Genomic DNA, 25,331 nt, shown 5'->3' on the forward strand with positions numbered 1-25,331 from the left:
ATTTCATACGATAATCGAACTATAAGTCTGTAAGTGAACGATATATGCCAATAAGCCCGCAAGCAAGGGTAACATCCTCGTCTGCTCGTATCTTGTCTACTTTCAGACTAAATTAAATAAGTATGCTTTTACAGAAATATCTCACAAACTTCGGACGTTACCTCATGCTTATGGGCAGGGCGTTCAACCGTCCGGAGCGTTTCAGGATGTTCCTTAAACAATACGTGAAGGAGATGTCTGCGCTTGGCGTAAACTCCATAGGAATAGTCCTCCTGATATCATTCTTCATCGGAGCGGTAATCTGTATCCAGATAAAACTTAACGTGCAGAGCGCATGGATGCCGAGATTCGTCACCGGCTACGTCACCCGTGAAATCATGTTGCTCGAGTTCTCGTCATCCATCATGTGCTTAATCCTGGCGGGAAAGGTCGGATCAAACATCGCTTCGGAAATCGGAACAATGCGCGTAACGCAGCAGATCGACGCGCTGGAGATAATGGGTGTCAACTCGGCCAACTTCCTCATACTGCCCAAGATATTGGGAATGATGACCCTCATGCCGTTCCTCGTAATCTTCAGCACGGCCTCCGGCATAATAGGAGCATACGCCACGGCGTATATCGGGCATGTTATCAGCCCCGAAGACCTCACCATCGGCCTGCAGTATGACTTCACCCCGTGGTTCATGTACATGAGTATCATCAAGAGCCTGTTCTTCGCTTTCCTCATAACCAGTATCCCTTCATATTACGGATACACGGTCGAGGGAGGTTCGGTAAACGTCGGTAAGTCGAGCACCAACGCCGTAGTAACAAGCAGCGTGATGATTCTGTTCTCAGACTTGTTCCTCACACAGATATTATCTTAGGTCTTACGGTTATGAGGTTTTACGGTTATACGGTTGCCAAACATACTGTATTTCCAATGAAACAAGATGTACACAACGACTAAAACAAAACCTCATAACCGCAAACCCCATAACCTCATAACCGCAAAAGACAATGATTGAAATAAAGAATCTTTGCAAATCGTTCGGCGACAAGGAAGTGCTTAAAGACATAAGCGCCGTGTTCGAGAGCGGAAAGACCAACCTCATAATAGGCCAGAGCGGCTCGGGCAAGACCGTGTTGATAAAGAATCTCGTGGGATTGCTTGAGCCTACGGGAGGCGAAGTACTGTACGACGGACGCAACTTCGTCGCGATGGACAAGAAGGAAAAAGCCTCGCTACGGCGCGAGATGGGCATGATATTCCAGAGCGCGGCACTGTTTGACTCGATGACCGTACTCGAGAACGTGATGTTCCCGCTCGACATGTTCTCGTCAATGACCCTCCGCGAGCGCATACACCGCGCCCGGACATGTCTCGACAGGGTAAATCTTACGGGCACAGACCATAAGTTTCCGGGCGAGCTTTCGGGCGGAATGCAGAAGCGTGTGGCTATAGCCAGGGCCATATCGCTCAACCCCAAGTACCTGTTCTGCGACGAACCCAACTCCGGTCTTGACCCCAAGACATCACTTGTCATCGACCAACTGCTGCACAGCATTACCCATGAGTTCGGCATAACGACCATTATCAACACCCACGACATGAATTCCGTGATGGGCATTGGCGAAAACATCATCTTCATTTACGAAGGACATAAGGAGTGGGAAGGCGTCAGCGCACAAGTAATGGGCAGCGACAACAAGCGCCTTACCGACTTTATTTTCGCCTCAGACCTGCTCAAGAAAATGCGCAAGGCGGCACTGGAGAAGGGAAAAACCGAAAGTTTTACTTTATAACAAGAAAGGCTTACTTTCTTAACTCTTAAGAATTAAGAAAAATACTCTTGCTGCTTATAACAAGAAAGGCTTACTTTCTTAACTCTTAATTCTTAACTCTTAACTCTTAATTTCCTGACTCTTAATTCTTAATTTAAATTTCAATTGCTTATGAAAACAAAGTTATTAGCCACAATCACGCTGCTTATCGCGGCACAGGCTGCGCTTGCCTGCACCGGCATTACGCTGAAAAGCGGCGACGGCACCACCGTTCTCGCCCGTACAATCGAATGGGGAGGCAGCGACCTTAACAGCCGCTACGCCGTCGTTCCGAGAGGTTTCACGCAGCAGTCGTACATCCCCGGCGGCGTGAAGGGCGGCATGACGTTCACCGCCAAGTACGGATACGTAGGCCTGTCTGTAGAACAGGACGAGTTCGTTGCCGAGGGACTGAACGAAGAAGGACTGTCGGCCGGGCTGTTCTACTTCCCGCGTTACGGCCTGTACGAGAACTACAACGAGGCAGTAAAGGCGCAAAGCATTGCCGACCTGCAGCTTGTCGCGTGGATATTGGGCAGCTTCAAGACCGTCGACGAGGCATTAGCCGGACTGAAGGACGTACACGTCATCGCCATCGACCCGCGCGCCTCAACGGCCCACTGGCGCATAGCCGACCCGTCGGGGCGGCAGGTCGTGATAGAGATTGTCGACCGGAAATTGAACGTCTACGAGAATACGCTGGGCGTGCTGACCAACTCTCCGAGTTTTGACTGGCAGATGACAAACCTCAACAACTACATAAACCTGTATCCGGGCACGGCAAAGCAGAAGCAGCTCGGCGCCACCCAGCTGACCTCTTTCGGCGCAGGCAGCGGTTTCTTGGGCATTCCCGGCGACGTTACCCCGCCTTCGCGCTTCGTCCGCGCGGCATGGTACCAGGCTACGGCACCCGTGCTCGGCACAGCCGACAGCACTGTAAGGCAGTGCTTCCAGATACTCAACAATTTCGACATACCCATCGGCATAGAGACCTCCGAGGGCGAAACGCCCGTCAACATACCCAGTGCCACGCAGTGGACGTCGGCAACCGACATGACGGGCCGCAAGATTTATTACCGCACGATGTACAACAGCGCCATACGGATGATTGACCTCGGCAGAATAAATTTCGCAAAAGTGAAATACAAGGTTGTGCCGCTTGACGATGTGAAAGAACAACCTTTCTATCCCGTTAATCCGAATTAACGGGATAGGAATTAAGAATTAAGAGCTGAAAGAATTAAGAATTAAGAGTTAAGAATTAAGAAAATATGCTTTCATTACTATATCAACAAGAGTATTTTTCTTAATTCTTAACTCTTAATTCTTAATTTACCTCGGCATTTCCGGTGGTCCGAAGGGTATCGGAGCCACGCTCGGCAGGCCCTCGGGCATAATCATCGGGCCGCTGCGGCGCTTGTTGTTATGCACCGCATTATCAATTAAGTCCTTGACAAGAGGGCCCACGGGCAGTTCAAGGACAAACTTTTCACTGAATCTTATTTTGGGAGTCACGATGGGCGACGTTACCCAGCGCTGCGCGAACGTGTCGTAATAACGCTCAACGCCGAGGTCCATGCCAACTGTCTCGCCCATGAACGTTAGGAAACCTCCGTATCCCGAAGTACCAAGGTAAGGCATGGCGCCCATCGAATAAAACGAGCGGTTGGTGCTGTAACGGCCGAAGACGGTGGCCGAGATGTTATCGTTGAAGCGGTAAGTCATCGCCCCGCCAAAGGTGTAATACGTGCCACGGGTAAGCGTACGCATACCTCCGCCGCCGCTGCCCATGCCCGGCCCAGTGCTCCACAGGCTCGAACGGTCGGCCGATACGGTGGCGGTCATGGTGAGGTTGCCGAACGTCTGCGTCACTCCGAGCGTGGCATTCTGTACCGACATAAGGCCAGGCATTGACACATGGGCACCCGAACCGAACATGGCCCCGCCCCTCCACGACGTTATAACGCCGCCCGTGCGGTAGTCGGAGGAGTAAGGATAATACGTAAGTGGCAGCCCGCCGCCCGCCTGTACCACGGCGCTCATCCTGCCTAACTGCGTCGCCTCCACGGGCATGCGCATCGGCATGCTCCACTGCCTCACCACTGGAGCCATCCACAGAGAGTCCTTCATGCGTCTGACAAACGTCAGCGAGTCGCGCAAGAAATCGGGAGTCTTCACCCCTTGCATAGTCCCCGGCAACTCATACTGTGGCCGGCCAAGCGCCTGTCCGCCATAAAGCTCCTGCGCCGTTGCCGCTACCGACGCCGCGGCAAACAGCAATGCTGCCGTAAATAAACGTTTACCCATGCGCATAATGATGATATTCCATCTCATTTGTTGTTATCTGCAAATATAGTGAAAGGCGAGTGCAGTGGCAAGAAAAAGACGAAGTTTTTTGACTTGCCACTGCCGAGCCGCATCCTATATTCGTGAAACAAATATAGTGAAAGGTGAGTGCTGCGGCAAGAAAAAGACGAAGTTTTTTGACTTGCCACTGCCGAACCGCATCCTATATTCGTGAAACAAAGATACAAATTATGCGTAAACATGGGCGGATTGGGCAACATAAAATTAGTTAAATACCCGCCCTTATTTTACCGAACAGGCAAACTCAAGGGCTGAACCGACAATCCATAACCCGATAATTTACGTAAGAATATTGCATCAGGCACGATTCCCGTCATCACAACCCGCTGAAAACCGTAAGCAAAACGACCTCTTTCGCTTACAACCGCCACGCCTGATTATTCATTTATCATTATTCATTAATCATTTCATACATGTTTACTTACAAACCGAAAGGCCGTCTTTTACAATGCGAAAGACGGTCTTTTGACGTGCAATAGACGGCCTTTCGCGTTGCCGTCTGCCGTCTTTCACAACGGCAAACGCCACCGACGGCACAGCCGGTAACGGCAACGCTCCGTACATATTCCCGCAATACGACTCACGGTTGAACATCCGTCGACAGGCTGTCAGCTCGCCGACAGACGATAGTTTAAATAAAGTAAAATATCATGAAGCCGTCATGAAAAACCTTTTTTTCATATTCAACCTAACCAAATATTATCTACTTTTGCAAAGAAAAACAAATATACAGAAACAAATGTTATCATGAAAAAGATTATTCTCATTCTCTTTGCCGCGATAGCCATCGCCGCACAGGCGCAAAATGCACAGATTACAAGCCCTGACGGAGGAATGAATGTCTATAGGAAGGTGAAGAAACAGGCGTACGATACCGCCCAAGTGAACGTTTATTACAAGTTAAAGTACCTGAAAGACTCTACCAAAACCGACGAATATACCGAGACACAGACCATTGTGCAGGTATCCGACAGGTACGCAAGGTTCGGCGAATATTACCAGCTTTTAGAGGACTCTCTTGACATCTACCTTAACAAGAGCCGCAAGAACAAGCGCAACAAGGCTGCCGTGGAAGCCGAAAATGCAGCCCTAACGAATACCCATCTCCTTCTGGCGAGCATTACCGACCTCGACACAAGGCTAACTACGGTGCAGTTTGACGATATCCTGAAGGCGTATGAATACACCTTCACGCCCGAGATTGAATGGACTTTGGCGCCCGGCGATACGCTCATCAACGGTCACCGGTGCAAAAAAGCCAAGTGCTCTTATGCCGGACGAGACTACGAGGCGTGGTATGCCGAGGACATAAGCCTGCCCGTAGGGCCTTACGTTTTCGGCGGACTGCCGGGCCTTATCATGCAGCTGAGCGACACCAAGCATAACTACGTATTCACCAACAACGGCGTCGAGAAGGCCGATTCGTTACGTGACATGTACCTGTACCGCAAGTCTTTCATAACAAGAATATACAAGACTTCACGCGAAGAGGCGCTTACAGCCATACGCAACGACACCGAAAACTTCGACAACCTGTCCGTAGAGGCTTATAAAGTCAAGAAAATGGTAAACGGGAAATGGGTCACTCCCGAGGCAAACTTCCCCAAGCGGCCATATAACGGGATTGAACTTGTATGGTAAGAGGCGCCTTTCTGTCACTTCTGTCTACGTTAATCACCCTCCTGCCTACACTCTCAGCCAGCGCCCAGAACGGCAATTCAACGCTCACGGGCACCGTTACCGACGGGCTGGGCAAGGCCATCGCGCGCGTAACCTGCAAGCTGCTTGACAGCAATGACTCGCTGCTGGCCTACACGCTAACCAAGAGCGACGGCACGTACAGCATAAAGAACAAGCCCGGAGCACGGCAGATTACGTTCTCATACCTCGGCTACGAGAGCGCCGCGGCGCCATTGCGCCCGGGCAAGACACGCTATGACGCGACGCTGAAGCGCAACGCCATAGAGCTTGACAACGTCACCGTGACCATCGACCCGATAACACGGCGCAAGGATACGCTTATATATAACGTAGAGGCTTTCCGCCAGCAGGAGGACCGCAGCATAGAAGACGTGCTGAAACGAATGCCCGGAATAGAGATAGACGACTACGGACAGATAAGCTATCAGGGCAAGGCAATAAACAAGGTGAACATCGAAGGCCTTGACCTTATGGGCAACCAGTATAACCAGGCGACGCAAAACATGCCGGCGGAGGCCGTCGCCCAGGTGGAGGTTATGGAGCGAAACCAACCCATAAAGGCGCTCGAGGACAAGGTGAAAAACGACCGCGCCACGCTCAACCTGAAGCTGAAGAAGGACTATAAGGCCCGCCCCTTCGGCGAGGTTGACGGCGGGATAGGCGTCAGTCCGACGATTTGGAACAACGGGCTGACGGCATTCAACATCGCAAGGAAGAACCAGCTGATGGTCTCGGCGTCGATGAACAACTGCGGAATCGACCTCAGCGGCATGACGCATGCCATGGACTATTACGGCTCGCAGTACAATACCGAGCCCCTGCCGCAGCCCTTTCTTTACTCGCCTACGGCCCGAACGCCGCCCCTGTCGAAGCAATACTACCTTGACAACAAGTCGTATTACGCCGCGCTTAACTACCTGCACGCCTTCACTAAGGAGCAGACGCTCCGCCTGAACGTAACCTGGTGGCGCGACAACTCGCTGAAACGTGACAGCACCTTCAACCGTTACGTCACCCGTCAAGACACCGTTAGCATTTACGAAAACAACAAGATACGCGACAAGCAGGACCTTGTAAAGGGTCAGTTACGCTACGAACTGAACTCCCGCAGATGGTTCATCAACGACGAAGTGTCGGCCATGCTCAGCCACGGCGACGCCCTTAACCGCAACGGGAGTAACCTCGGACCGATAGAAGAGGACGTCAACCGACGGACGTACTACGTCCAGAACGTGCTCAACGCCACGCTTAACACAGGCCCGAGACTGTTTGAAATATCGTCGCTGACAAGGTTTTACAGGCAGACAAGCTATGAGCGTGCAAGCGTGCAGGGCGGTTTGCCAGGCCAAGAGGCAGGCCCAATGGCCTCGCCCGTGCATTACTCGGCGGCCAGCATGATAACACGCAACCGCATAGGGACGAGCTTCAGCGTGCCGCTCGGCAGCCTGATGTTAGGCTATATACTTGAATACAAGCACAACAATACCGCCGCAAGCTATCTCGAAGGCAAACAACGGGGCAGCTATTGGCTGCATACGATAGAGCCAGTCTACGAGATTATGCTTGGCGATGTCGACATTAACGTCAACCTTCCGGTAGAATACATCAGCTACGAATACGGCGGCGGGAGGGCCAAGAGGCGCAAAGTGATGTTCTCGCCGCTGGTAGACGCCGACTTCACCATAAGCACACTGCTGACGGCCGACCTCACAGTAGGCCTTATAAAGGGCGCCGACACTCAGGCTACGCCGTTCAACGGTATAATCATAAACAACTACCGCACGTACACCGTGGGCACCGATAGCCTGCAGACAAGCCGCACCGCCACGGTATCGGCCAGCCTCGCATGGCTCAACACGGCGTCGATGCTGTCGTGGAACATATATGCCGGATGGCAGCAGATAAAGCGGGAGCGCTACTGGAGCTATCTGTACACCGGCGGCATGACCGTAATCAGTCCCGTATGGCGCGACAACCGGCACACGTCATGGAGCGTGGTGGGCAATATGAAGAAAATCTGGCGCACGCCGGAAATCAGCCTGAAAGGCTCGGTAAGCTACTCGTACAACAAAGAGCTGGCCTCGCAGAACGGCACTGAGGACTACATTCGGTACAGCGCGGCAAGTGCCGACGTCGCTCTGAACTGGAACAAACTGCGCTGGCTAAGCGCCCGGCTGACGGCCGCAGGCAACGTGACGTGGAAGCGTCCGGACGCTTTCTCGCAGGGCAGCAACGTGCTCAAGAACATCTACTACACGTTAGGCGCGACGCTCTACCCCATCGCCGGCCTGCAGATACGCGCCGACATGTCGCAGGCTACGTTCGAGATAAGCCACGGACAGTACTCAACCAACATCTTCGTAAACGCCGGGGCACGCTACGACATAACCAAAACCGTAGCCGTAATGCTCACCGCCGTCAACCTGCTTGACCGCCGGCGCTACGAAGAGTCACGCTTCGACGGCGCAAACTACGCCTACACAGGCGTGCCGCTACGTGGCCGCGAGGTAATGCTCGGGCTAAACCTGAAGTTCTGAAACAACACTATACGCAGGCAAGCAAGTAAAAAACAACACGTGAAAACACACGCCCGGACAGACTAAAACGCGCCCTATAATAACGCCGCCCGGCAACAAGGAAGCGCTCGCGCCACCGGTAGCCGCCCCGCCGCATCTGTTCGATAAGCTGGCGCATGTTGTCCTCGGTAGCCTGTCGCCTCATACGGCGCGCCTTATCGACGGCGGCCAGCTCGTCGGGGTCGACGGGCTTCAGCAGATAGTCAATGCCGTTATACTTGAAGGCGCGTATGGCATACTCGTCATACGCCGTGATGAAGATTACGGGCGACTGAACATCTGTCCGTTCGAGCGTATCGAAACTCAAGCCGTCGGTAAGCCGTATGTCGGCGAGTATCAGGTCGGGCGTGTGTGACGACAGATAGTCCGCCGTCTCGTCAACGCTGGCCGTCGGTCCGTCAACGTTTATGGTGTAGTCTATCTCCTGCAACAATCGCCTCAGGCGGTTGAAGTTGCGCTTTTCGTCCTCTATGATAAGTACGTTCATTGTCGGTAAGATTGCCGCCCGTGCGCTCTCCGTACATGCAAAGGCACGGTTTGGGCACAGGCGGCCGGTTTTACAAGCTATATATGATATCATTAAAGTATTGCCAAGGCAAAGGCTGTCACTCATGCGGCGCGTCCGTGATTATAGGAAGGTAGACGGTGAACACGCCGTCGGCCTTGGACACTCTCGGCTTACGGTTGCACAACAGGGCGTAGCGGGCGGTAATGTTGCTCAGGCCGACGCCCGTTGACACCGGCGGCGAGGCCAGCGGGTGCATCGTATTGCTTACTACCACACAGCCGTCGACCACCGACAGGCGCACAAGCAACGGCTGTGTGGCGGAGAACCGGTTGTGCTTCAAGGCGTTCTCAACGAGCAGCTGTAGGCTGACGGGCGGTATGCGGCCTGGAGAATTGCGCAACTCGCCCGACACGGAGACTATCACCGCATCCTCGTAACGCATGCTCATGAGGTACATGTAGGAGTCGAGGAAAGCCAGCTCGGCCGACAGAGCCACTGTGTCCTTGTCGTGGTTGCCTATCACGTAGCGGTAAACCTTCGACAGGTTGTCGAGAAACTTCACCGCCAGCCGCCCGTCCTCTACAATCAGTTCGGACAGTATGCTGAAGTTGTTGAACATGAAGTGCGGGTCAATCTGCTGCTTTAGGGCGTTCATCTTCTCCTGCATGGCAACGGTCTCGAGGCGCTTCTTCTCGTCGGCATCAATCATGTACTGGTGCAGGTAGTAGGCGCTGGTGTACGTGCCGGAGATGAACGCCGCCATCGTAGCGTACACGTAGATGTGCTGCACCTGCAGGAACGGCAGGCCGTCAATGAAGAACAGATAGCCCGTAAGCCGCGCGAGGACGTATGCCACGAGGTTGTTGAGCAACAACAGTGTCACCGAATACGCCATCAGTCCGCCGTAAGGATGGGTCGTGGAGACCAGCCGTTGGTGAACGGCACGGCTGTAGAAGATTGACAGTTGGACGAAAAGGAATATCATGACGAGCGTCGTCACGATGTCTATCACGTATCCCCAAGCCGAATAACCGCCGCCGAGGTAATAGTCGCGGGCCACGCTGTCGGTAGCAATGTACAGCAACAGGTACAGCGCATAGGTAACCAACGTGAGCAGCAGGCGGCTCCTTAATGTGTCAAACCAGAACTTCATAGTGTCTCGTCCGTATTTCAACCGTGGTGCAAAGTAAGTGTTTTTAACCCGAACAAACAAACAAAAACATACCGAAACGTGAAAATACGCCGACGGAAGGAATACCGCAAGCTACGATTTACATGCCCGCACGATTCACGTTTGGCGGCAAATGATTAACTTTGCAACCGTTAAACAGATATTAAAACATATTGACATGGCATTGATAAAGACAGTAAAGGGCCTTGCGCCGAAGTGGGGCAAGGACTGCTATTTCAGTGAAACGGCGGCAATAGTGGGCGAAGTCATGATGGGCGACGAGTGCTCAGTATGGTTCAACGCAGTGGTGCGTGGCGACGTTGCGCCGATAACGATGGGCAACAGGGTGAACATCCAGGACGGCGCCTGCGTACACGTGACAAACACTACTGGCCCCGTCGTGATGGAAGACGACGTAACCGTAGGCCATAACGCCACGGTGCATGCCTGCACGATACGCCGTGGCGCGCTCATAGGCATGGGCGCGACGGTGCTCGACAACGCCGACATAGGCGAAGGAGCCATCGTGGCGGCAGGCGCGCTGGTGCTCCAGGGCACGAAGATTGGCCCTCACGAGATATGGGGAGGAGTGCCTGCGAAGTTCTTGAAGAAAACCAGACCTGACCAGGCGGAGAGCTTTGCCGCGCATTATGTTGAGTACTCAAAGTGGTACTTGGATAGTTAAGAATTAAGAGCTAATAGTTAAGAGAATGTGCCTTGCTGGTTATTATTCCAACAAGGCACATTCTCTTAAATATTAGCTCTTTGTCTTAAATTCAGAGAGAATTGTTTTCTTAATTCTTAACTCTTAATTCTTAATTTAAAGAGTGTATCCAGTCCATCCGAAAATGTCGGTCTCGCAACCAGTGTTACCGTCGGCAATGTTAACCGTTGCGCCTTCGGGATTACCGCTGTTGGTCAGGGCGCCTACGTTGGTCGCACCGTTGGTGACGTTGATTACGCTTGTCGGGTCAGCGTCATCCAGGCCGTCGGTAAGGTCGACAAGCTCCTGTATCTCGCCCGAACCGATTACGAGGGCATTGTTGATTGTTGCCTTAGCGAGGCGACGAACCTTGATTGCGTCCTGCATCGGATAGCTTGAGAGATTCTCTATTGTCATGTTCTCTATTGTAAAGTCTGACTGCGGAGAGTGAGCCGTGCTGCCTTCGCCGTCAAGGTTGCCGTCAGCCTCAACGCCGCGCGGGTCTGACTCGGTGCTCGTGAAGCCAGCCTCCCAACGTCCGTAGCAGTTGGTCAGCGTACCTGAATAACCCTGGGTGAAGTCGAAGCAGTCATCATCGCAATTGACAACAAGCAGGTTGCTTACGTTCACAGAGCCTCCGAAGAACTCTATACCGTCATCTGCGCCCTCGGCAATGTAAATGTTCTCGATGGTTGTTCCTGCGCCTACGCCGTTAAGGGTAAGTCCGTTGTGCTCGATGTCGGCACTTGAGCGGGCGCCCGAGTAGAGGATACTTACGTAAGTGAGAACACCTGAGTTGTCGTTGTTCTGGTCGCCACCGTAGGGAACGTTGTTGTCAATCTCTGTCACACCCTCGTTCACACTACCCGAAGGACCTGATATAACGGCATTTCCGTTGATTATGATACCGCCCCAGTAACCAGCTGTTGCATTGCTTGCGTCGGCCGTGAAAGTGATGGGAGCGTCTTCCCTACCCGTAGCGTAAATCTTTCCGCCGCGCTCAACGAGAATGAAGTTTGAGAAACCTTCCCTTGCCTTGATTGTCATGCCGGCAGGAATAAGCAGCACTCCGCCCTCTTTCACATGTACAGAGCCGTTGATGAAATACTCTTGTCCAGCCTCCAAAGCTATCGGTGAGCTGATTTCAAGCGGCAGGTCGCCAGCTGCTGCAACCGTGGTGTTGTTCAATTGGGGGAATTCATATCCCGTCCAGTTCAACGCCGAAACGTCAGCACCGTCGTTGCCTGTCTCGACATTCACTCCTGAATAAGTGGTTCCGCCATCGTTTATGGTAGCGTCAGAAATGTAGTAAGCGTTATTGCTTACGCTCATATCCGTACTGCTGCCTGCTCCGCCCTTGCCGTCGGTCAGGTCAATAAGGTTCTCTATCTGGCCTGAGCCATACACAACGGCATCTGTTATGTGTGCTGTCGCGCCGCGGCGAACCTTGATTGCGTCCTGCATTGACTGCGTTGAAGAGTTGTTAACGATAGTCATGCCATTGATTGTAAAGTCTGCCTGGGGCGCTCCGTCGGGCATGTCCCCGTCAAGATTACCGTCAGCCTCAACGCCGCGCGGGTCTTCCTCGGTGCTTGTGAAGCCGTCTTCCCAAATGCCGTAGCAGTTGGTCAGCGTGCCTGAATAGCCCTGAGTGAAATCAAAGCAGTCGTCATCGCAGTTGACTACGAGCAGATTTGAAACATTAACCGTACCACCGAAGAACTCAATTCCGTCGTCAGCGCCCTCTGCGATATAGACATTCTCGATTGTGGTTCCGTTTCCTACGCCGTTAAGTGTCAGTCCGTTGTGCTCGATATCAGCTGAGCTGCGCGCTCCGGTGTACCAAAGTTCCACGTATCTTATCACTCCGCTGTTGTCGTTTGCGTCGTTTCCACCGTAAGAAACGTTATTATCTATCTCGGTAACGCCTTCTCCACCACCGGTGATAGGCGCATTACCGTTGATTATCAGTCCTCCCCAATAGCCCGCAGTGGCATTATCGGTATCAGCGGTGAACACGATCGGTTTGTCGGCTGTACCTTCAGCGTTTATTGTTCCGCCACGTTCTACCAAGATATAGCTTGAGAAACCCTGCGTAGCCCTGATTGTTGTGCCGGCCGGAATGTTGAGTGTAGCTCCGTCAGGAACTGTCACCGCACCCGTAAGACGGTATTCTTTGTCGGCTTCAAGAGTAACGGTTCCCTCGATGGCGCCGTTCAGTTCGACACCTCCAGTGGTTGAGCCACCACCTCCTCCGCCACCGTTGTCGTTAGTGTCGTCGTCGCTGCATGAAGTAAAACTCATCGCGCTCATCATGGCTACGAATGCCATTGCTGTCAGAAATAACTTTTTCATGTTGCTAAATAAATTAGTTTGATTTGGTTTTCTGTATCTTTTCTTTTTACCTTATATGATGTTACACCTTAATACTCTTATAAGTTGTACGACAGTCCGAGACTTAAGTCCATGCCCTTCTTGTACTTGCTGAGCACTACATCCTCGTTGGTTTCGTTGCCCTTACGCGTAAGCTGGTGGGCAGAATTGAGCAGGTTGCGTGCCTTCAGGTTGATTGAGAAGTGCTTTCCGAGTCGTGCAGAAGCGATGAAGTCAAGCGTCGGAATGCCGTTTTCCATTATATCCTGGTATCCTTGGGTACCAATGGTGTATAGGCGGTCGCTGAAATAGTTGAACACCAACGCTCCGGTAAACGTATTGGAGCCTTTCCTGAGCAGGTAAGTGAGGTCGGCGTTGACTATCCAGGGTGCCGCTCCCTCAAGCTGCGAACCCGAAGGGTCGGTTGCGAGGGGCACTTTTGCACAAGTATATGTGTACGCTCCGTTTACGCCGAGGGTCAGACGGCTCATGCCGTTGTCCTCAAGGGCACGTGAGAAGATATGCTTCTTCAGCTCCATCTCAACTCCGGCAACCGTAGCATGGTCGGAGATGTTCTGGTAAGAGAGGAAACCTCCGGCGCTGGCAATCTCGATCCTGGATATCGGGCGCTTGATATACTTGTAGAAAGCGGTGACCGAGAACAGCTCGGAGGGCGATATGTACCAGTCCCACTTCAGGTCGACATTGTAGTTGTCCGACGGTTTCAGGTCGGGATTACCCTGGCTGTTGAAGCTCACGCTGACGTAACGGAAGGGCGATATTTCCTTCGATTGCGGCAGTGTGTACGTCTTGCTGGCTGCCAGACGTAACGCATGGCGTTCGTTGAGGTTGTAACGCAGGTTAAGCGTTGGCAGGAAGTACGACTTCTTTATATCCTGGCTGCCTTTGCTTCCGCCCTTGTTCACGTTATAGTCTACCGTCATGTCAACGTTGTCATACTTCAGGCCGAGGTTGGCTATGAACTTAGACGTAAACTGGTAAGTGGCCTCCGCGTAGGCTGAATGTATGTTCTTCTTGACAGAATACATGTCATTCTGGCGGTCAAGTAGGAAGTCCCCGGCGGCAAAGTTGTCCTGGTTGAAGTAGTCATCAAAGCTGATGGCTGACATATCGAAAGGAGTGCGCGCCACGGCGGACATGTCATACTCAACGGCTTCAAACCCGTCGTCGACGAAGCGGCCCATATAGCCGATCCTTACGTTTGAGTTATGATCGAATCTGTCCTTGAGTTTATACGTGAGAGCCACCCGTGCGTTGAGGTCTTTGCCGTCAAGCTCGGAGAAATAGCGCTGCTGTATTCCTGTGCCACGCATGGGAACGTAGCCTTCGTCGGTCTTTACGAGGTTGTTGATACGGCGGTCTGGTTCATAGCCTTTTATGATATTGTACGACAGTCCGGCGTCGAGGTCAAACAGCTTGCTGAGTTGCCACTTGGTGTCGAGCTGGTTCACGATGAGCATGTTGTCGTTGGTCTGCTGGCGGCGCATGAACCCTTCGTAAGTGTCTGACGACTGATAGTCGTTGTCCATGCCGAGATAGTCGCCCACGGACTCGTTGGTTGCGTGTACAAGCATGAAGTTATAAGCCAGCCTGTGCTTACGGTTGTGCCTGTATTCGAGGTTTGCCATGGCCAACTGGCTTGTCTCCACCTTGGATATGTCGCCGTTCATGTCCTGCGAGATGGTGCCTGAAGTTGTAGTGTTGCGCACCTCCTCTTCATAATGCGTGTAGTTCTTGTTGTGGCTGGCAACGATGAAGAACGACAGCGGATTGTCGCCTATCATGAAGCGCTTGCCGCCCGACAGTGTGTAACTCTGGTTTATCTGCAGGTTCTGCCGGCTCGGGTCGAGCGAGTTACGGAAGTTATATGTGTCAAGATTCTCGCCCGGCTGCGTCCTGTTGGCAAATCCGAAGGCGTTTACACCGTCCAGTCTCTGGAAGTCGGACGAGAGGGTCTGCGTGTTGAAACCTCCCGAAACGCTTATGTTGAACTTGCCGGCGCCGGTCAGTTCTTTCGACGTTATGTTGATGTCGGCGCCCGCAACGTCGGCCGGAGTGCCGCTGTAGAAGGCCTTGTTGACGTCTACCGACTGTATTATGTCGGTAGAGAATATGTCGAGCGCGATGTTCTTGTACTCGGGGTCTTCCGACGGAATGGGATAGCGGTTTAGCGTGGTGATGTTGTAGCGGTCGCCCAGTCCGCGCACAAATACGTTCTTGACGCCTTCCTGCTTGGATATTCCGGATATTTTTGTCACGGCCGCCTGCGCGTCGCTTACGCCCTTGCGTGAGAGCTCCTGCGCGCCGATGGTCTGCACGGCTACGATTGACCGCTTCTGCTCCATCATCGTAACGTTCTCCGACTCACGGTTGGCCTTGGCCACAACCTCTACGTCCGCCAGCTGGCGGTTGTCCGTCTCAAGCTCGAAGTCGAGCGTGGTCACCTTGTTGTCCTCTATCTTAACCTGCCGCTTTACGGCTGTCTTGTATCCCACGTACTTTATTTCAATGTCATAGATGCCATCTCTCAGTCCCGAGAGTTGAAAGTTTCCGTCCACGTCACTCACGGTAGCGATGTCGCTGCCGATAACGTGCACCGTAGCGCCGATAAGCGGCTCTTTAGACTTCTGGTCCTTAATGCTGCCCTTAACGTCCACCTCCACGTCATTGACGCCCGCCCCGAATACCGGCATAATGAGGGCCGACGCCAACACCGTGGCACTAAAAAATCTCTTAATACTACTTTTTACCATCATAAAAACTATCCTAATCAATTTTCCGCTGCAAAATTACGGCGGCCATGTTTCAATGGAGTTGCTGCGTTGTTAGTAAACGTTGACGATTGTTTTTCAATGAAATTACATCGACAAATACACCTAATTTATATAATATCAAGCATTTACAACAAATTTTCTTCAAAATTAAGGCTTCACGCCAAGTTACTTTTTGTCACTCCAGAAATGTACGTAAAAACCAAGCAACCAGAAAAAACGGAGTACCGGCAGCCGTCATCCACGCAATGAAAAACAGCCCGGAAAACCTCAAAACACGGTATCAGACCATACATTCGCGCACTTTTGCCATGCGAAAAGACGGCCTTCGCTGTTACCGAAGACCGTCTTCGGTAGCGCAAAAGATGGCCTTTTACACTCCAAAAGGCCGCATTCCGCACAAGAAAACAGGGCCTACTGATGCACACAAAGCCGCCGCAGAGGCATAAATCGTTGGCTTACAACGGCATAGACATGCACACGTAAAACTGCGATATTCTCCGCCAAAAGATTTATTTTTCCAAATAACGCAATACAGACGCGCCACGAAAAATCAATATGTAAGCGTAGACGGCATTTTAACGGAAAAACGTCAAAACGGCGTCCTACGGCAACGCTACCGCCGGCATACCGCCACTGAAAAAATAAAATGAGCCGAACAAGCATTTTTTAATACCTGTTAAGCACCGTCACCGGCACAATATCCACAATCAGGCTGAACCCCGTTTTCACGCAAACGGCAAAATACGTATCTTTGCAGCGGTACCCAATGACGGACAAACCAACCATATACAATATTAACACAAACATTAGCGAACATGAAAATGAAGAAGTTATTTGATTACAACATCGGCAAGTTGCTGTTTGCAATCATTGCCATGTGCGTATGTTCAGTATCCCTTGTGTCGTGCAGCGATGACGACGACAATGACGGCGGAGGCAAATTCGACCCGCCGGCATACGAGGCCTCAGCCGCAAAATATGAAATCAGCGACGGCTCAAGCCCCTACGAGTCAATCGAGTTTACCGAAAGCGGCAACTATCTCGTAACCATGTCGGGCGTCACCCCGGCGCCGGCGGCTGCCGCAAAAGAGGCAACACAGGCTGCGCGCGGCATGGCGGCAATGGCCAAAAGGCCGTCAATATTCGCCAACACGGCCGCCACACAGGCTACAAGGGCATATTACTCGCCCATCCTTTACGGAAAATACACCGTAGGGGCAGACGGCACGTACATCCTTGAAGGCTTCGGAACGGTTAAAGTAACACAAGACGGGACAGGCAACTCTTACACTCTCGAGGTAACGCCCGACGGCGGACAGACCGTAACCATCGAGGCCACAAGGCAGAACGCCGACCTCAACAGCCAGAAGTCCAACATGCTGTGCCGCACGTGGGACATGGCTGCCGCGCGCCTCTTCTTTGACTATAACGGCAAGAGGGTTATCGACGTGAAAGGCAACAGCCCCGAGGAACTGCTCGAGAAGCTGCGCGAGTTAGCCCAGAAGAACGACCCCGACTATGACGAAAGCGACTACGACGAGATAGAAGACATCATGCCCGCATGGCCCGAGGAGGTAGTCTTCACCAAGACCGGCACCTACGTAGTGTATTATACGGGGCAGGAGCTTGCCGTGTCTACATGGAAATGGGAGAACGAGGCTCAGGGCTACCTGATCTACTCATGGTACAACAACCTTGACGACCCCGACGGCAGGGTGCTCGTTGAGTTCGACGGCAACAACATGCAGATAACAGAGAGCTATACGGAAAGCTACGACGGAGAGACCGAGACAATGGGCTTGACTTATTATTTCACCGAGGCTAAATAAATACATACCTCTCAATAACACGGCGCCGACAACTTGTGTGTAGTTGCCGGCGCCATTTTTATGTCAACGGCAAACCCCGCGCACATGCATAACGCCAACATTATGCTAAAAAAGGAAACACTTGTTTCTTAAAGAATGTAAACGCAACGGGTTGAAGTTTTATTTCAGGCATATTGCCGTAAATCACTATATAACAGCAGATAACATGTATTACACAGGCATGCTGGCACACTTTTTGCATGCCAAAAAAGATGTAAACACACTTGTTTTTCACGCCGTTTTTTGTTAACTTCGCAATCGTTTTTTACAAAACCCTTTCATTTATACTAAATAAACAGACCTGACGACAAAGCATGAAACACCTTAAAATATTCGTAGCGGCACTGTTGCTCTTTACTGCGGGCACCCCGGCGATGGCCGACAACGAGCCTGACAACGACAACAAGGAGAACTACGAGGAGATAGACAATTACGACTTCATATACGATAACGAAGATTACGGCGAGGACATGCAGTTCTCACAAATCGACGATATGCTCGACGAGGCGTTCTCCCACCTTGGGGCGCGCTACCGCAGAGGAATGTCAGGACCCAACGCTTTCGACTGTTCCGGCTTCACCAGCTACGTATTCAAGAACATGGGCATAGAACTTAACCGCTCGTCGCGTGCGCAATACACCCAGGGCGAGGCCGTAAGCAAAGACGAACTGCGCACGGGCGACCTGGTATTCTTCACCGGTTCAAGTACCCGCGGCCCCATAGGACACGTTGGAATCGTGGTAGACGTCGACCCCATCAGCGGCTCGTTCAACTTCATACACGCCAGTACAACGGGCGTAAGGGTCAGCAACTCGAAAGAAAGATACTACTCACGGCGCTACGTAGGGGCGCGCCGCGTACTGCAATAAACAGCCCCAAGCATAACGACATACCACAGCCAAGGACACCGCAACATGGCCATCTAAGCCACGACGGCAGTTCTTGGCTGTTTGTTTTACCGCATACCGTGACAACAAAGCATACCATACTCATCACCGCAGCGTGCTGCATTGCCGCCGCATGCAAGCCCGACAGCGGAGCAAAGGCACCGCAAGCCACAACGGAATACACCGTAGCGGCCGCTGACACCATGCCGCCATCCGCCCCACTGCCCGCCGACAGCACATACACCATTGCCATGGCCGGCGACATTATGATGGGAACCACTTATCCTGACAGCGTTCTCCCCGCCGACGAAGGACGCCTATTGTTTGCCGACGCGGCACAAGTACTGCGCCGCGCGGACATCGCCGCGGGAAACCTTGAAGGCACTCTGTGCGACACGACATGCCATACTAAGAAGACGTTGCATGAATACAACTACGCTTTCCGCACTCCGGTGGAATACGCCGCACGGCTCGGCGAGGCGGGGTTCGACTTCCTTTGCATGGCCAACAACCATTCGCTCGACTTCGGATGGGACGGAGTGCGCTCCACCGAGCATGCGCTCGACGGGCAAGACATAGCCTACGCCGGACTGCGCGGCCGTCGTAAATGGGCCATAATAGAGCGCAGAGGAGTAAAGTTCGGCCTCTGCGCCTTCGGACATAACGCCTTTACCATAAGCCACAAACGCCCTGACGAAGTGACGGAAATACTCGACACGCTGCGCGCCATGGCCGACATAATCATCGTTTCGTTCCATGGCGGAGGCGAGGGCACGGCATACAGCCACCTGCCATACGGCCATGAGGAGTACATCGGGGAAGACCGTGGGTCGTTACGCGAGTTCGCCCACCTTTGCATAGACCACGGGGCAGACATCGTTTTCGGGCACGGGCCACACGTAGTGCGCTGCGTAGAGCTTTACCGTGACCGCCTTATAGCATACAGCCTGGGCAACTTCTGCACACCGTTCGGTATCAGCGTGGCCGGCGTATCGGGCTACGCTCCGGTAATCGAGGCACGAATCGACCGCCAGGGACACTTCATCACCGGACAGATACATCCGTTCATACAACGTCGGGGCATTGGCCCGAGACGAGATACGACGGGTGTTGTAATCAACAGAATACGCGAATTGACGGCCGAGGACATACCTGACGGCCGCCTCATCATAGCCGACGACGGTACGATAACCGACAGGAATAACGGCCGGAAACGATAAGCGTACATGGAGTTCGGCATGACAATGATTGCGAAAGGCCGTCTTTTATCCTGTAAAAGACGGCCTTTCGCCGTATAAAAGATAGTCAATTGGAACGCGATTGACGGTTAATTGCAAATTGATTATAAACCAGGCCAATACCTACAATGGGTCAACGTCAAAATAAACCTGAACCGACCTGAACCTTTGGTCACGCAAAATGGCCTCCTTGCCCTTACCTAAGTACACTCGTACCTTGTCCCTGTCAATGCCGTTCTCAAGCTTCAAGACAATCTTACGGATATTCATCGCCTTGACTTTTGCTACCGACGGCTTGTCCGGGCCAAGCACCCTGCCGCCGAACCACGAGCGAAGCAGAGCCCCCATGGCGTCAGCCGCCGTGCTTACAACCGCGTTCTCCTTATGCCGGAGATAGACGTTCACGATATGGAAGAACGGCGGATAATGGAACAGTTGCCGTTCCTCGAGCAGGTCGGAGTAAAAACCGTCAACGTCATTATGCACTACCTGCGTGATGACAGGCAGCTCCGGGCTTTTGGTCTGTAGTATAACGAGGCCCCGTTTGCCTTTTCTGCCGGCACGCCCGGCCACCTGCGCCATCATCATGAAGGCGTGCTCGTAGGCCCGGAAGTCAGGATAATTAAGCATGGAGTCGGCATTCAGTATGCCCACAACCGACACACGGTCGAAATCCAAGCCCTTGCTTACCATCTGCGTGCCGATGAGAATGTCGGTGCGGTGTGCAGAAAAGTCGTTTATCAGGCGCTCATAGGCATTGCGGGTGCGCGTCGTGTCGAGGTCCATACGCGCCACACGCGCTTCCGGAAACAGCTCCATCACCTTGTCCTCCACCTTCTCCGTACCGTAGCCACGCCCCCTGAGGTCACGGCTTCCGCAGCACGGGCACACTTCGGGCACGGCATACGTGCGGCCGCAATAGTGGCAAGTGAGCTGCCCGAGAGCCTTATGGTAAGTAAGCGAGACGTCGCACGACTCGCACCTTGGCGTCCATCCGCACTCGCGACACTCAATCATCGGGGCGAATCCGCGGCGGTTCTGGAACAGGATTGCCTGCTCGCCGTTGTCCAGCGCACGGCGTATGCACGAAAGGAGAAGCGGCGAAAAGGGGCCGTTCATCATCTTGCGGCGCTGCAAATCCTTGATGTCTACAACCGTGATTTCGGGCATTTGTATATCGTTATACCGCTTGTCAAGGCGCACGTAGCCGTACTTGCCCGTACGGGCGTTGTTCCAGCTCTCGAGAGATGGCGTTGCCGAGCCGAGCAAGGTCTTGGCTCCAGTCATCGCGGCGAGCATTATTGCCGCCGAGCGGGCATGGTAACGGGGCGCCGGGTCCTGCTGTTTGAACGATGTCTCGTGCTCCTCGTCGATGATGACAAGACCAAGACGGGTGAACGGAAGGAGCACTGCCGAGCGCGCGCCGAGGATTACTTCATACGGATTAGGCGACATCTGCTTGCGCCATATCTCAACCCTTTCGGCGTCGGAATACTTTGAATGGTATATGCCGAGGCGGTCGCCGAACACGCGCTGGAGCCTCTGACGGATCTGCACTGTCAGCGCTATTTCGGGCAGTAGGTAAAGAACCTGCTGTTTTTTTTCGAGCGCCTGGCGTATGAGGTGTATGTATATCTCGGTTTTTCCGCTTGACGTTACGCCGTGAAGAAGCACCACGTTCTTCTTAAGGAACGAGAACATGATTTTATTGTAGGCCTCCTGCTGCGCCTCGTTCAGGGGCTTTATGTTCTCAAGGTGCGGCTCGCCGCCATGGTTCAGGCGCCCGACCTCACGCTCATAGGGCACAAGAAGCTTACGGTCGACAAGGTTCTTAAGCGTAGCCGACGTACAGTGGGCCGAGTTCATCAGTTCGTCGCGCGTAACCTCAACCACCGGTTCGTGCGTGGTTGCGCCCTCGATGGTATCCCAACGGGTCATGGAAAGGAAACACGCGAAAGCCTTATACTGCCTGTCGGCGCGCTTCAGCATGTCAAGGGCGACATGCATGCCACGCTCGGAACGCAGCTCCGGGGCGAGCGCAAGGCACTGTTCGGTCTTCGGCCTGTACGCGTCCACGGCCTTAAGTCCTCCTGGCAGCGCAGCCTGCAGCACGTCGCCGGGCGCCGACATGTAGTAATCCGAGAGCCAATGCCATAACTTCAGCTGGATGTCGGTCACGATACGTGAGTCGTCAAGCACGAGTTTTATGTCCTTGACGTCAAACTCAGGCTTTGTGTCATGCGCTTTCATGACCAATCCTACGCAAGTCTTGTTGCGGCCGAAAGGCACAAGCACACGCCTGCCACGCTCCACACTGCCCTGCAGCGACGGCGGAACGGAGTAAGTGAAAAGGGCGTCAAGCGGCACAGGCAACAAAACATCTATATAACTACTCATAATCCACAATGCATAATCCATAATTGAGCTGCGACGTGCAAAGTTAATAAAAAACTGCTGTTTTGTTGCCCAATGAAATGAATATAATTGTCTATGGCCGTAAGAAAGGCCATGAACACGGCCCCATCACACGCCTTGCGACCCAGTCATGAATTATGCATGAACCTTGTTCCAATCAAGAATGAAGATTTAAGAGTCAAGAATAGCCCACCAGCTCAATTATGAATCAAGAATGGCCCGGGACTTGCCTGCGCCGGAACTCGTTTGGCGCACAGCCGAGGTTCTTCTTTACGTAGCGCCCGAAGAACGACGTGTTGGGAAACTCCAGCTCATTGGATATCTCCTTGACGCTCTTCCTCGTGCTTTTCAGCAGGCGCTCAATGTCCTTCGTCACGTAGGCGTCAATGATTTTAGAGGCCGTCTTTCCGCCCGTCTTCTTGCACACAACGGTCAGGTATTTAGGCGTTATGTTCAGCCTGTCGGCATAATACGCCACGTCGCGGCGCTTCGGATACGACTGTGCCAGTAAGCTTATAAACCTGTCAAAGATGTTCTCCGCCGACGACATCGGGCGCGGGCGAAGGCCGGCGATACGGCCGAGCACGTTGCCGAAGTCGTAAACAAAGGCCAGAACAAGGGCGTCAAGAATCTTGTCGCGGAACACGTTTGTGCTATCGGAAAACTTGGCTTTCAACAAATCGAAATATCGGCAGAAGCCCTCAGTCTCGCTGTCCAGAAGTGAAATCAAGGCGTTGTGCTCGATGAAAAGCCTGTAATTCCACCCTTGGGCGGGCAGGGGCAGCGTCTTTTCGGCATACTCGGTGGAAATAAACACGCAGCGAAACCTGAAGTCAGGGCTTAGCAGCACGTTGCTCAATATCGACTCCGGAGAGCATATCACAGCGTCGTTCTTATGCCCTACATACTGTTTCCCGTTAATCTCGAACGTATATTTACCGCCAAGACAGAGCAACACGTACACTCCGTCGAACTGCAAGGCGTTACGTGGATTGACTTCGGTCAGTTCGTCAATCAAGGCTATCTTACCGTCAGTGTATTTCAGCTTTTGCCTGATCTCAGGGTTCTCAAGATTTCCGATTTTTACATCCATAATCCTTTTTGGATGCAAAGAAAATCATTTTCTGCGACATTACGGTTATCCAAAAGTAATTAGAAATACTCTGAAAGTCCTTTTTTAAGAATAAAAAACAGTTCGTTCCGTAATGCCGACGGGCAAGAACCGTCATGCGCCCGACCGTCTCCCGACTGTCCACAACGGGTTTCCGGTAAAGCCTTTGGCCATCTACGCCGTATCGCATTGACATTCAATGCGTTACAAAAGGCCACCTTTTACAATGTAAAAGATGGCCTTTTAGCTTGCAAAAGACGGCCTTTTGCGTTGCGATTGACGGTCTTTTACAACGCTTATAGCTGCATAACAGCGATAAACACGGCACATTTGCCTTATACCTTATTATATATATGGAGAACAGAACACCGAATGCCGTAATTCAAGTTGTCAACAACGGCAATAAAACAGGAAAACAGTCAAAATACATACGGCAGTTTTTACATTGGCAACAGAAAGATTATCCATAAGTGAATAGTTATGTCCTAAAATTCATTCTATTCTAAAATAGGACATTTACGCAGACATCCAGAAGAGAAAAAGAGGTCAAAAACACCCTAATTTTGCACTGTGAAATTAAAAAAACAATATCAAGATGAGAAACTATCACCTTATTCCGATGTTGCTGGCAGCTACATTGCTGACCGCATGCGGTAAGAAAGAAGACAACCAGAACAACCAACCTAAAACTGTAAAGGTGGAAGTAACACAGGTAAAGACCGTCAACGGAGAAAACACAAGCCGTTTCTCGGGCACGGTAGAGGAAGAAAACGGCACGCTGCTGAGCTTCGCTGTGCCCGGAACGATAAGGACAATGAACGTTGACGAGGGCGACCGCGTGGCCAAGGGACAACTCATAGCCACGCTCGACGCCGAACAACTGACTAACAACTATAACGCGGCAAAGTCTGCCTTGGCGCAAGCCGACGATGCATACCGCCGTATGAAAGAGCTGCACGACAAAGGTAGTCTGCCCGAAATAAAATGGGTTGACGCCCAGACCACGCTCGAGCGCGCCCGCGCCGCAGAGCAAGTGGCTGCAAAGCAGCTGCGCGACTGCCGCTTGTACGCACCGTTCAGCGGTGTAATATCAAAGAAGACGGGCGAGAAAGGACAGAACGTGGCTGAGGGAACTACCATCGCCAAGCTCGTGGCCGTAGGCCGTGTGAAAGTGAAAATTGCCGTACCGGAAAACGAGATAGCGCAAGTGAACGTAGGACAGAAGGCCAATATCACCGTAAGCGCCCTCGGCGGAGAGACCATCAGCGGTACCGTGAGCGAGAAAGGGATATCGGCCGACCCGCTGTCGCGCTCGTATGACGTAAAGATTAATGTCGACAACGCCTCACGCAAGCTAATGCCCGGCATGGTGGCAACGGTAACCCTCAAAGACAACGGACAGTCACAGGCATGCATCATACCGGCACACATCGTACAGATTGACGAGAACAACAACGAGTTTGTATGGCTGGCAGCAGGCGGAAAGGCCGTAAAGCGTATAGTTGAATGCGGCGACTTCACCGCCGACGGAGTAACGATAATCTCCGGACTTGCCGACGGCGACAAGATAATAACTGCCGGACAGCAGAAAGTAAGCGAAGGTACGGAGGTTAAATTTTAATTCCTCAAGCAGACAGGTAACAGGCAAACAAGCATACAAGGAACATCACGTTCAATCCGGCCGACAACTGCCGGCACACCAGGCAATGGTCATCTCCTTGCCAGCTTGTACCCCGTCTGCTTGTCAACATAAAAAAATCAAACAATGGAACAGAAGAAACGCAACTTTGTGGAATGGGCGATGCACTACCG

General features: G+C 52.4%; 18 protein-coding genes and 1 pseudogene. 11 read left to right on the forward strand and 8 right to left on the reverse strand.

From position 1 onward, the window contains the following. The first annotated feature begins 122 nt into the window (after positions 1 to 122). From H6A34_RS07935 to H6A34_RS07945, 3 genes are all read left to right on the forward strand, one after another. Entirely contained in the window at positions 123 to 869 is a 747-nt protein-coding gene (locus H6A34_RS07935; RefSeq protein ID WP_021948701.1) for an MlaE family ABC transporter permease, read from the forward strand. 133 nt (positions 870 to 1,002) lie between these two features. Continuing rightward, a complete protein-coding gene (locus H6A34_RS07940) occupies positions 1,003 to 1,788 on the forward strand; it encodes an ABC transporter ATP-binding protein (RefSeq protein ID WP_205104721.1) in 786 nt (261 codons plus the stop codon). Positions 1,789 to 1,938: 150 nt separating this feature from the next. After that, positions 1,939 to 3,012 (forward strand): linear amide C-N hydrolase, encoded by a 1,074-nt coding sequence (locus H6A34_RS07945; RefSeq protein WP_205104723.1) that lies wholly within the window; start codon positions 1,939 to 1,941, stop codon positions 3,010 to 3,012. A gap of 126 nt (positions 3,013 to 3,138) precedes the next feature. Here H6A34_RS07945 and H6A34_RS07950 read toward each other — a convergent pair whose 3' ends face one another. Continuing rightward, positions 3,139 to 4,140 carry a hypothetical protein gene (locus H6A34_RS07950; RefSeq protein ID WP_205104725.1) on the reverse strand — a complete coding sequence of 334 codons (1,002 nt, stop codon included), beginning with the start codon at positions 4,138 to 4,140 and terminating at the stop codon, positions 3,139 to 3,141. A 780-nt stretch (positions 4,141 to 4,920) separates the two neighbouring features. On the opposite strand from H6A34_RS07950, the gene H6A34_RS07955 reads away from it, so the two are divergent. Then, on the forward strand, positions 4,921 to 5,814 hold the full coding sequence (locus H6A34_RS07955) for a GLPGLI family protein (protein WP_205104727.1): 894 nt from the start codon (positions 4,921 to 4,923) through the stop codon (positions 5,812 to 5,814). Continuing rightward, positions 5,808 to 8,411 (forward strand): carboxypeptidase-like regulatory domain-containing protein, encoded by a 2,604-nt coding sequence (locus H6A34_RS07960; RefSeq protein WP_205104729.1) that lies wholly within the window; start codon positions 5,808 to 5,810, stop codon positions 8,409 to 8,411. The genes H6A34_RS07955 and H6A34_RS07960 overlap by 7 nt, the downstream gene beginning before the upstream one ends. A 7-nt stretch (positions 8,412 to 8,418) precedes the next feature. Here the strand turns inward: H6A34_RS07960 and H6A34_RS07965 are convergent, their stop codons facing one another. Together H6A34_RS07965 and H6A34_RS07970 are read right to left on the reverse strand one after the other, a co-directional pair. Next, positions 8,419 to 8,937 (reverse strand): LytR/AlgR family response regulator transcription factor, encoded by a 519-nt coding sequence (locus tag H6A34_RS07965; RefSeq protein WP_205104731.1) that lies wholly within the window; start codon positions 8,935 to 8,937, stop codon positions 8,419 to 8,421. A 118-nt stretch (positions 8,938 to 9,055) separates the two neighbouring features. Continuing rightward, complete coding sequence (locus H6A34_RS07970) at positions 9,056 to 10,111, reverse strand: sensor histidine kinase (protein ID WP_205104733.1); 1,056 nt, start codon at positions 10,109 to 10,111, stop codon at positions 9,056 to 9,058. Positions 10,112 to 10,307: 196 nt separating this feature from the next. On the opposite strand from H6A34_RS07970, the gene H6A34_RS07975 reads away from it, so the two are divergent. After that, positions 10,308 to 10,814 (forward strand): gamma carbonic anhydrase family protein, encoded by a 507-nt coding sequence (locus tag H6A34_RS07975; RefSeq protein ID WP_021947104.1) that lies wholly within the window; start codon positions 10,308 to 10,310, stop codon positions 10,812 to 10,814. Between the two features lie 135 nt (positions 10,815 to 10,949). Here the strand turns inward: H6A34_RS07975 and H6A34_RS14995 are convergent, their stop codons facing one another. The 3 genes and pseudogenes from H6A34_RS14995 to H6A34_RS07985 form a co-directional block, all read right to left on the reverse strand. Then, positions 10,950 to 12,020: a hypothetical protein gene (locus H6A34_RS14995; protein ID WP_420870822.1), complete on the reverse strand. Its 1,071-nt coding sequence runs from the start codon at positions 12,018 to 12,020 to the stop codon at positions 10,950 to 10,952. Beyond that, a pseudogene (locus H6A34_RS07980) lies at positions 12,018 to 13,187 on the reverse strand (hypothetical protein); the annotation flags it as partial. The pseudogene H6A34_RS07980 and the gene H6A34_RS14995, both read right to left, overlap by 3 nt. Positions 13,188 to 13,264: 77 nt before the next feature. Next, positions 13,265 to 15,979: a TonB-dependent receptor gene (locus H6A34_RS07985; protein WP_420870823.1), complete on the reverse strand. Its 2,715-nt coding sequence runs from the start codon at positions 15,977 to 15,979 to the stop codon at positions 13,265 to 13,267. 89 nt (positions 15,980 to 16,068) lie between these two features. On the opposite strand from H6A34_RS07985, the gene H6A34_RS07990 reads away from it, so the two are divergent. From H6A34_RS07990 to H6A34_RS08005, 4 genes are all read left to right on the forward strand, one after another. Next, positions 16,069 to 16,446, forward strand: coding sequence for a hypothetical protein (locus tag H6A34_RS07990; RefSeq protein WP_205104735.1), 378 nt, complete (start codon positions 16,069 to 16,071; stop codon positions 16,444 to 16,446). Between the two features lie 375 nt (positions 16,447 to 16,821). Then, positions 16,822 to 17,829 (forward strand): hypothetical protein, encoded by a 1,008-nt coding sequence (locus H6A34_RS07995; protein WP_205104737.1) that lies wholly within the window; start codon positions 16,822 to 16,824, stop codon positions 17,827 to 17,829. Positions 17,830 to 18,182: 353 nt separating this feature from the next. Then, complete coding sequence (locus H6A34_RS08000; protein ID WP_021947733.1) at positions 18,183 to 18,737, forward strand: C40 family peptidase; 555 nt, start codon at positions 18,183 to 18,185, stop codon at positions 18,735 to 18,737. A gap of 98 nt (positions 18,738 to 18,835) precedes the next feature. After that, entirely contained in the window at positions 18,836 to 19,975 is a 1,140-nt protein-coding gene (locus tag H6A34_RS08005; protein ID WP_205104739.1) for a CapA family protein, read from the forward strand. A gap of 141 nt (positions 19,976 to 20,116) precedes the next feature. On the opposite strand, the gene priA is transcribed toward H6A34_RS08005, so the two are convergent. Then, the gene (gene priA, locus H6A34_RS08010; protein WP_205104741.1) at positions 20,117 to 22,390 is read right to left on the reverse strand and encodes a replication restart helicase PriA; all 2,274 of its coding nucleotides are present in this window, start codon (positions 22,388 to 22,390) and stop codon (positions 20,117 to 20,119) included. A gap of 226 nt (positions 22,391 to 22,616) precedes the next feature. Further along, positions 22,617 to 23,501: an AraC family transcriptional regulator gene (locus H6A34_RS08015; RefSeq protein ID WP_205104743.1), complete on the reverse strand. Its 885-nt coding sequence runs from the start codon at positions 23,499 to 23,501 to the stop codon at positions 22,617 to 22,619. Positions 23,502 to 24,114: 613 nt separating this feature from the next. Between H6A34_RS08015 and H6A34_RS08020 the strand changes: the two genes are divergently transcribed. Continuing rightward, a complete protein-coding gene (locus tag H6A34_RS08020; protein ID WP_021947053.1) occupies positions 24,115 to 25,140 on the forward strand; it encodes an efflux RND transporter periplasmic adaptor subunit in 1,026 nt (341 codons plus the stop codon). Positions 25,141 to 25,331: the final 191 nt, after the last annotated feature.

The organism is Marseilla massiliensis (assembly GCF_016899855.1).
Lineage (GTDB): Bacteria > Bacteroidota > Bacteroidia > Bacteroidales > Bacteroidaceae > Prevotella.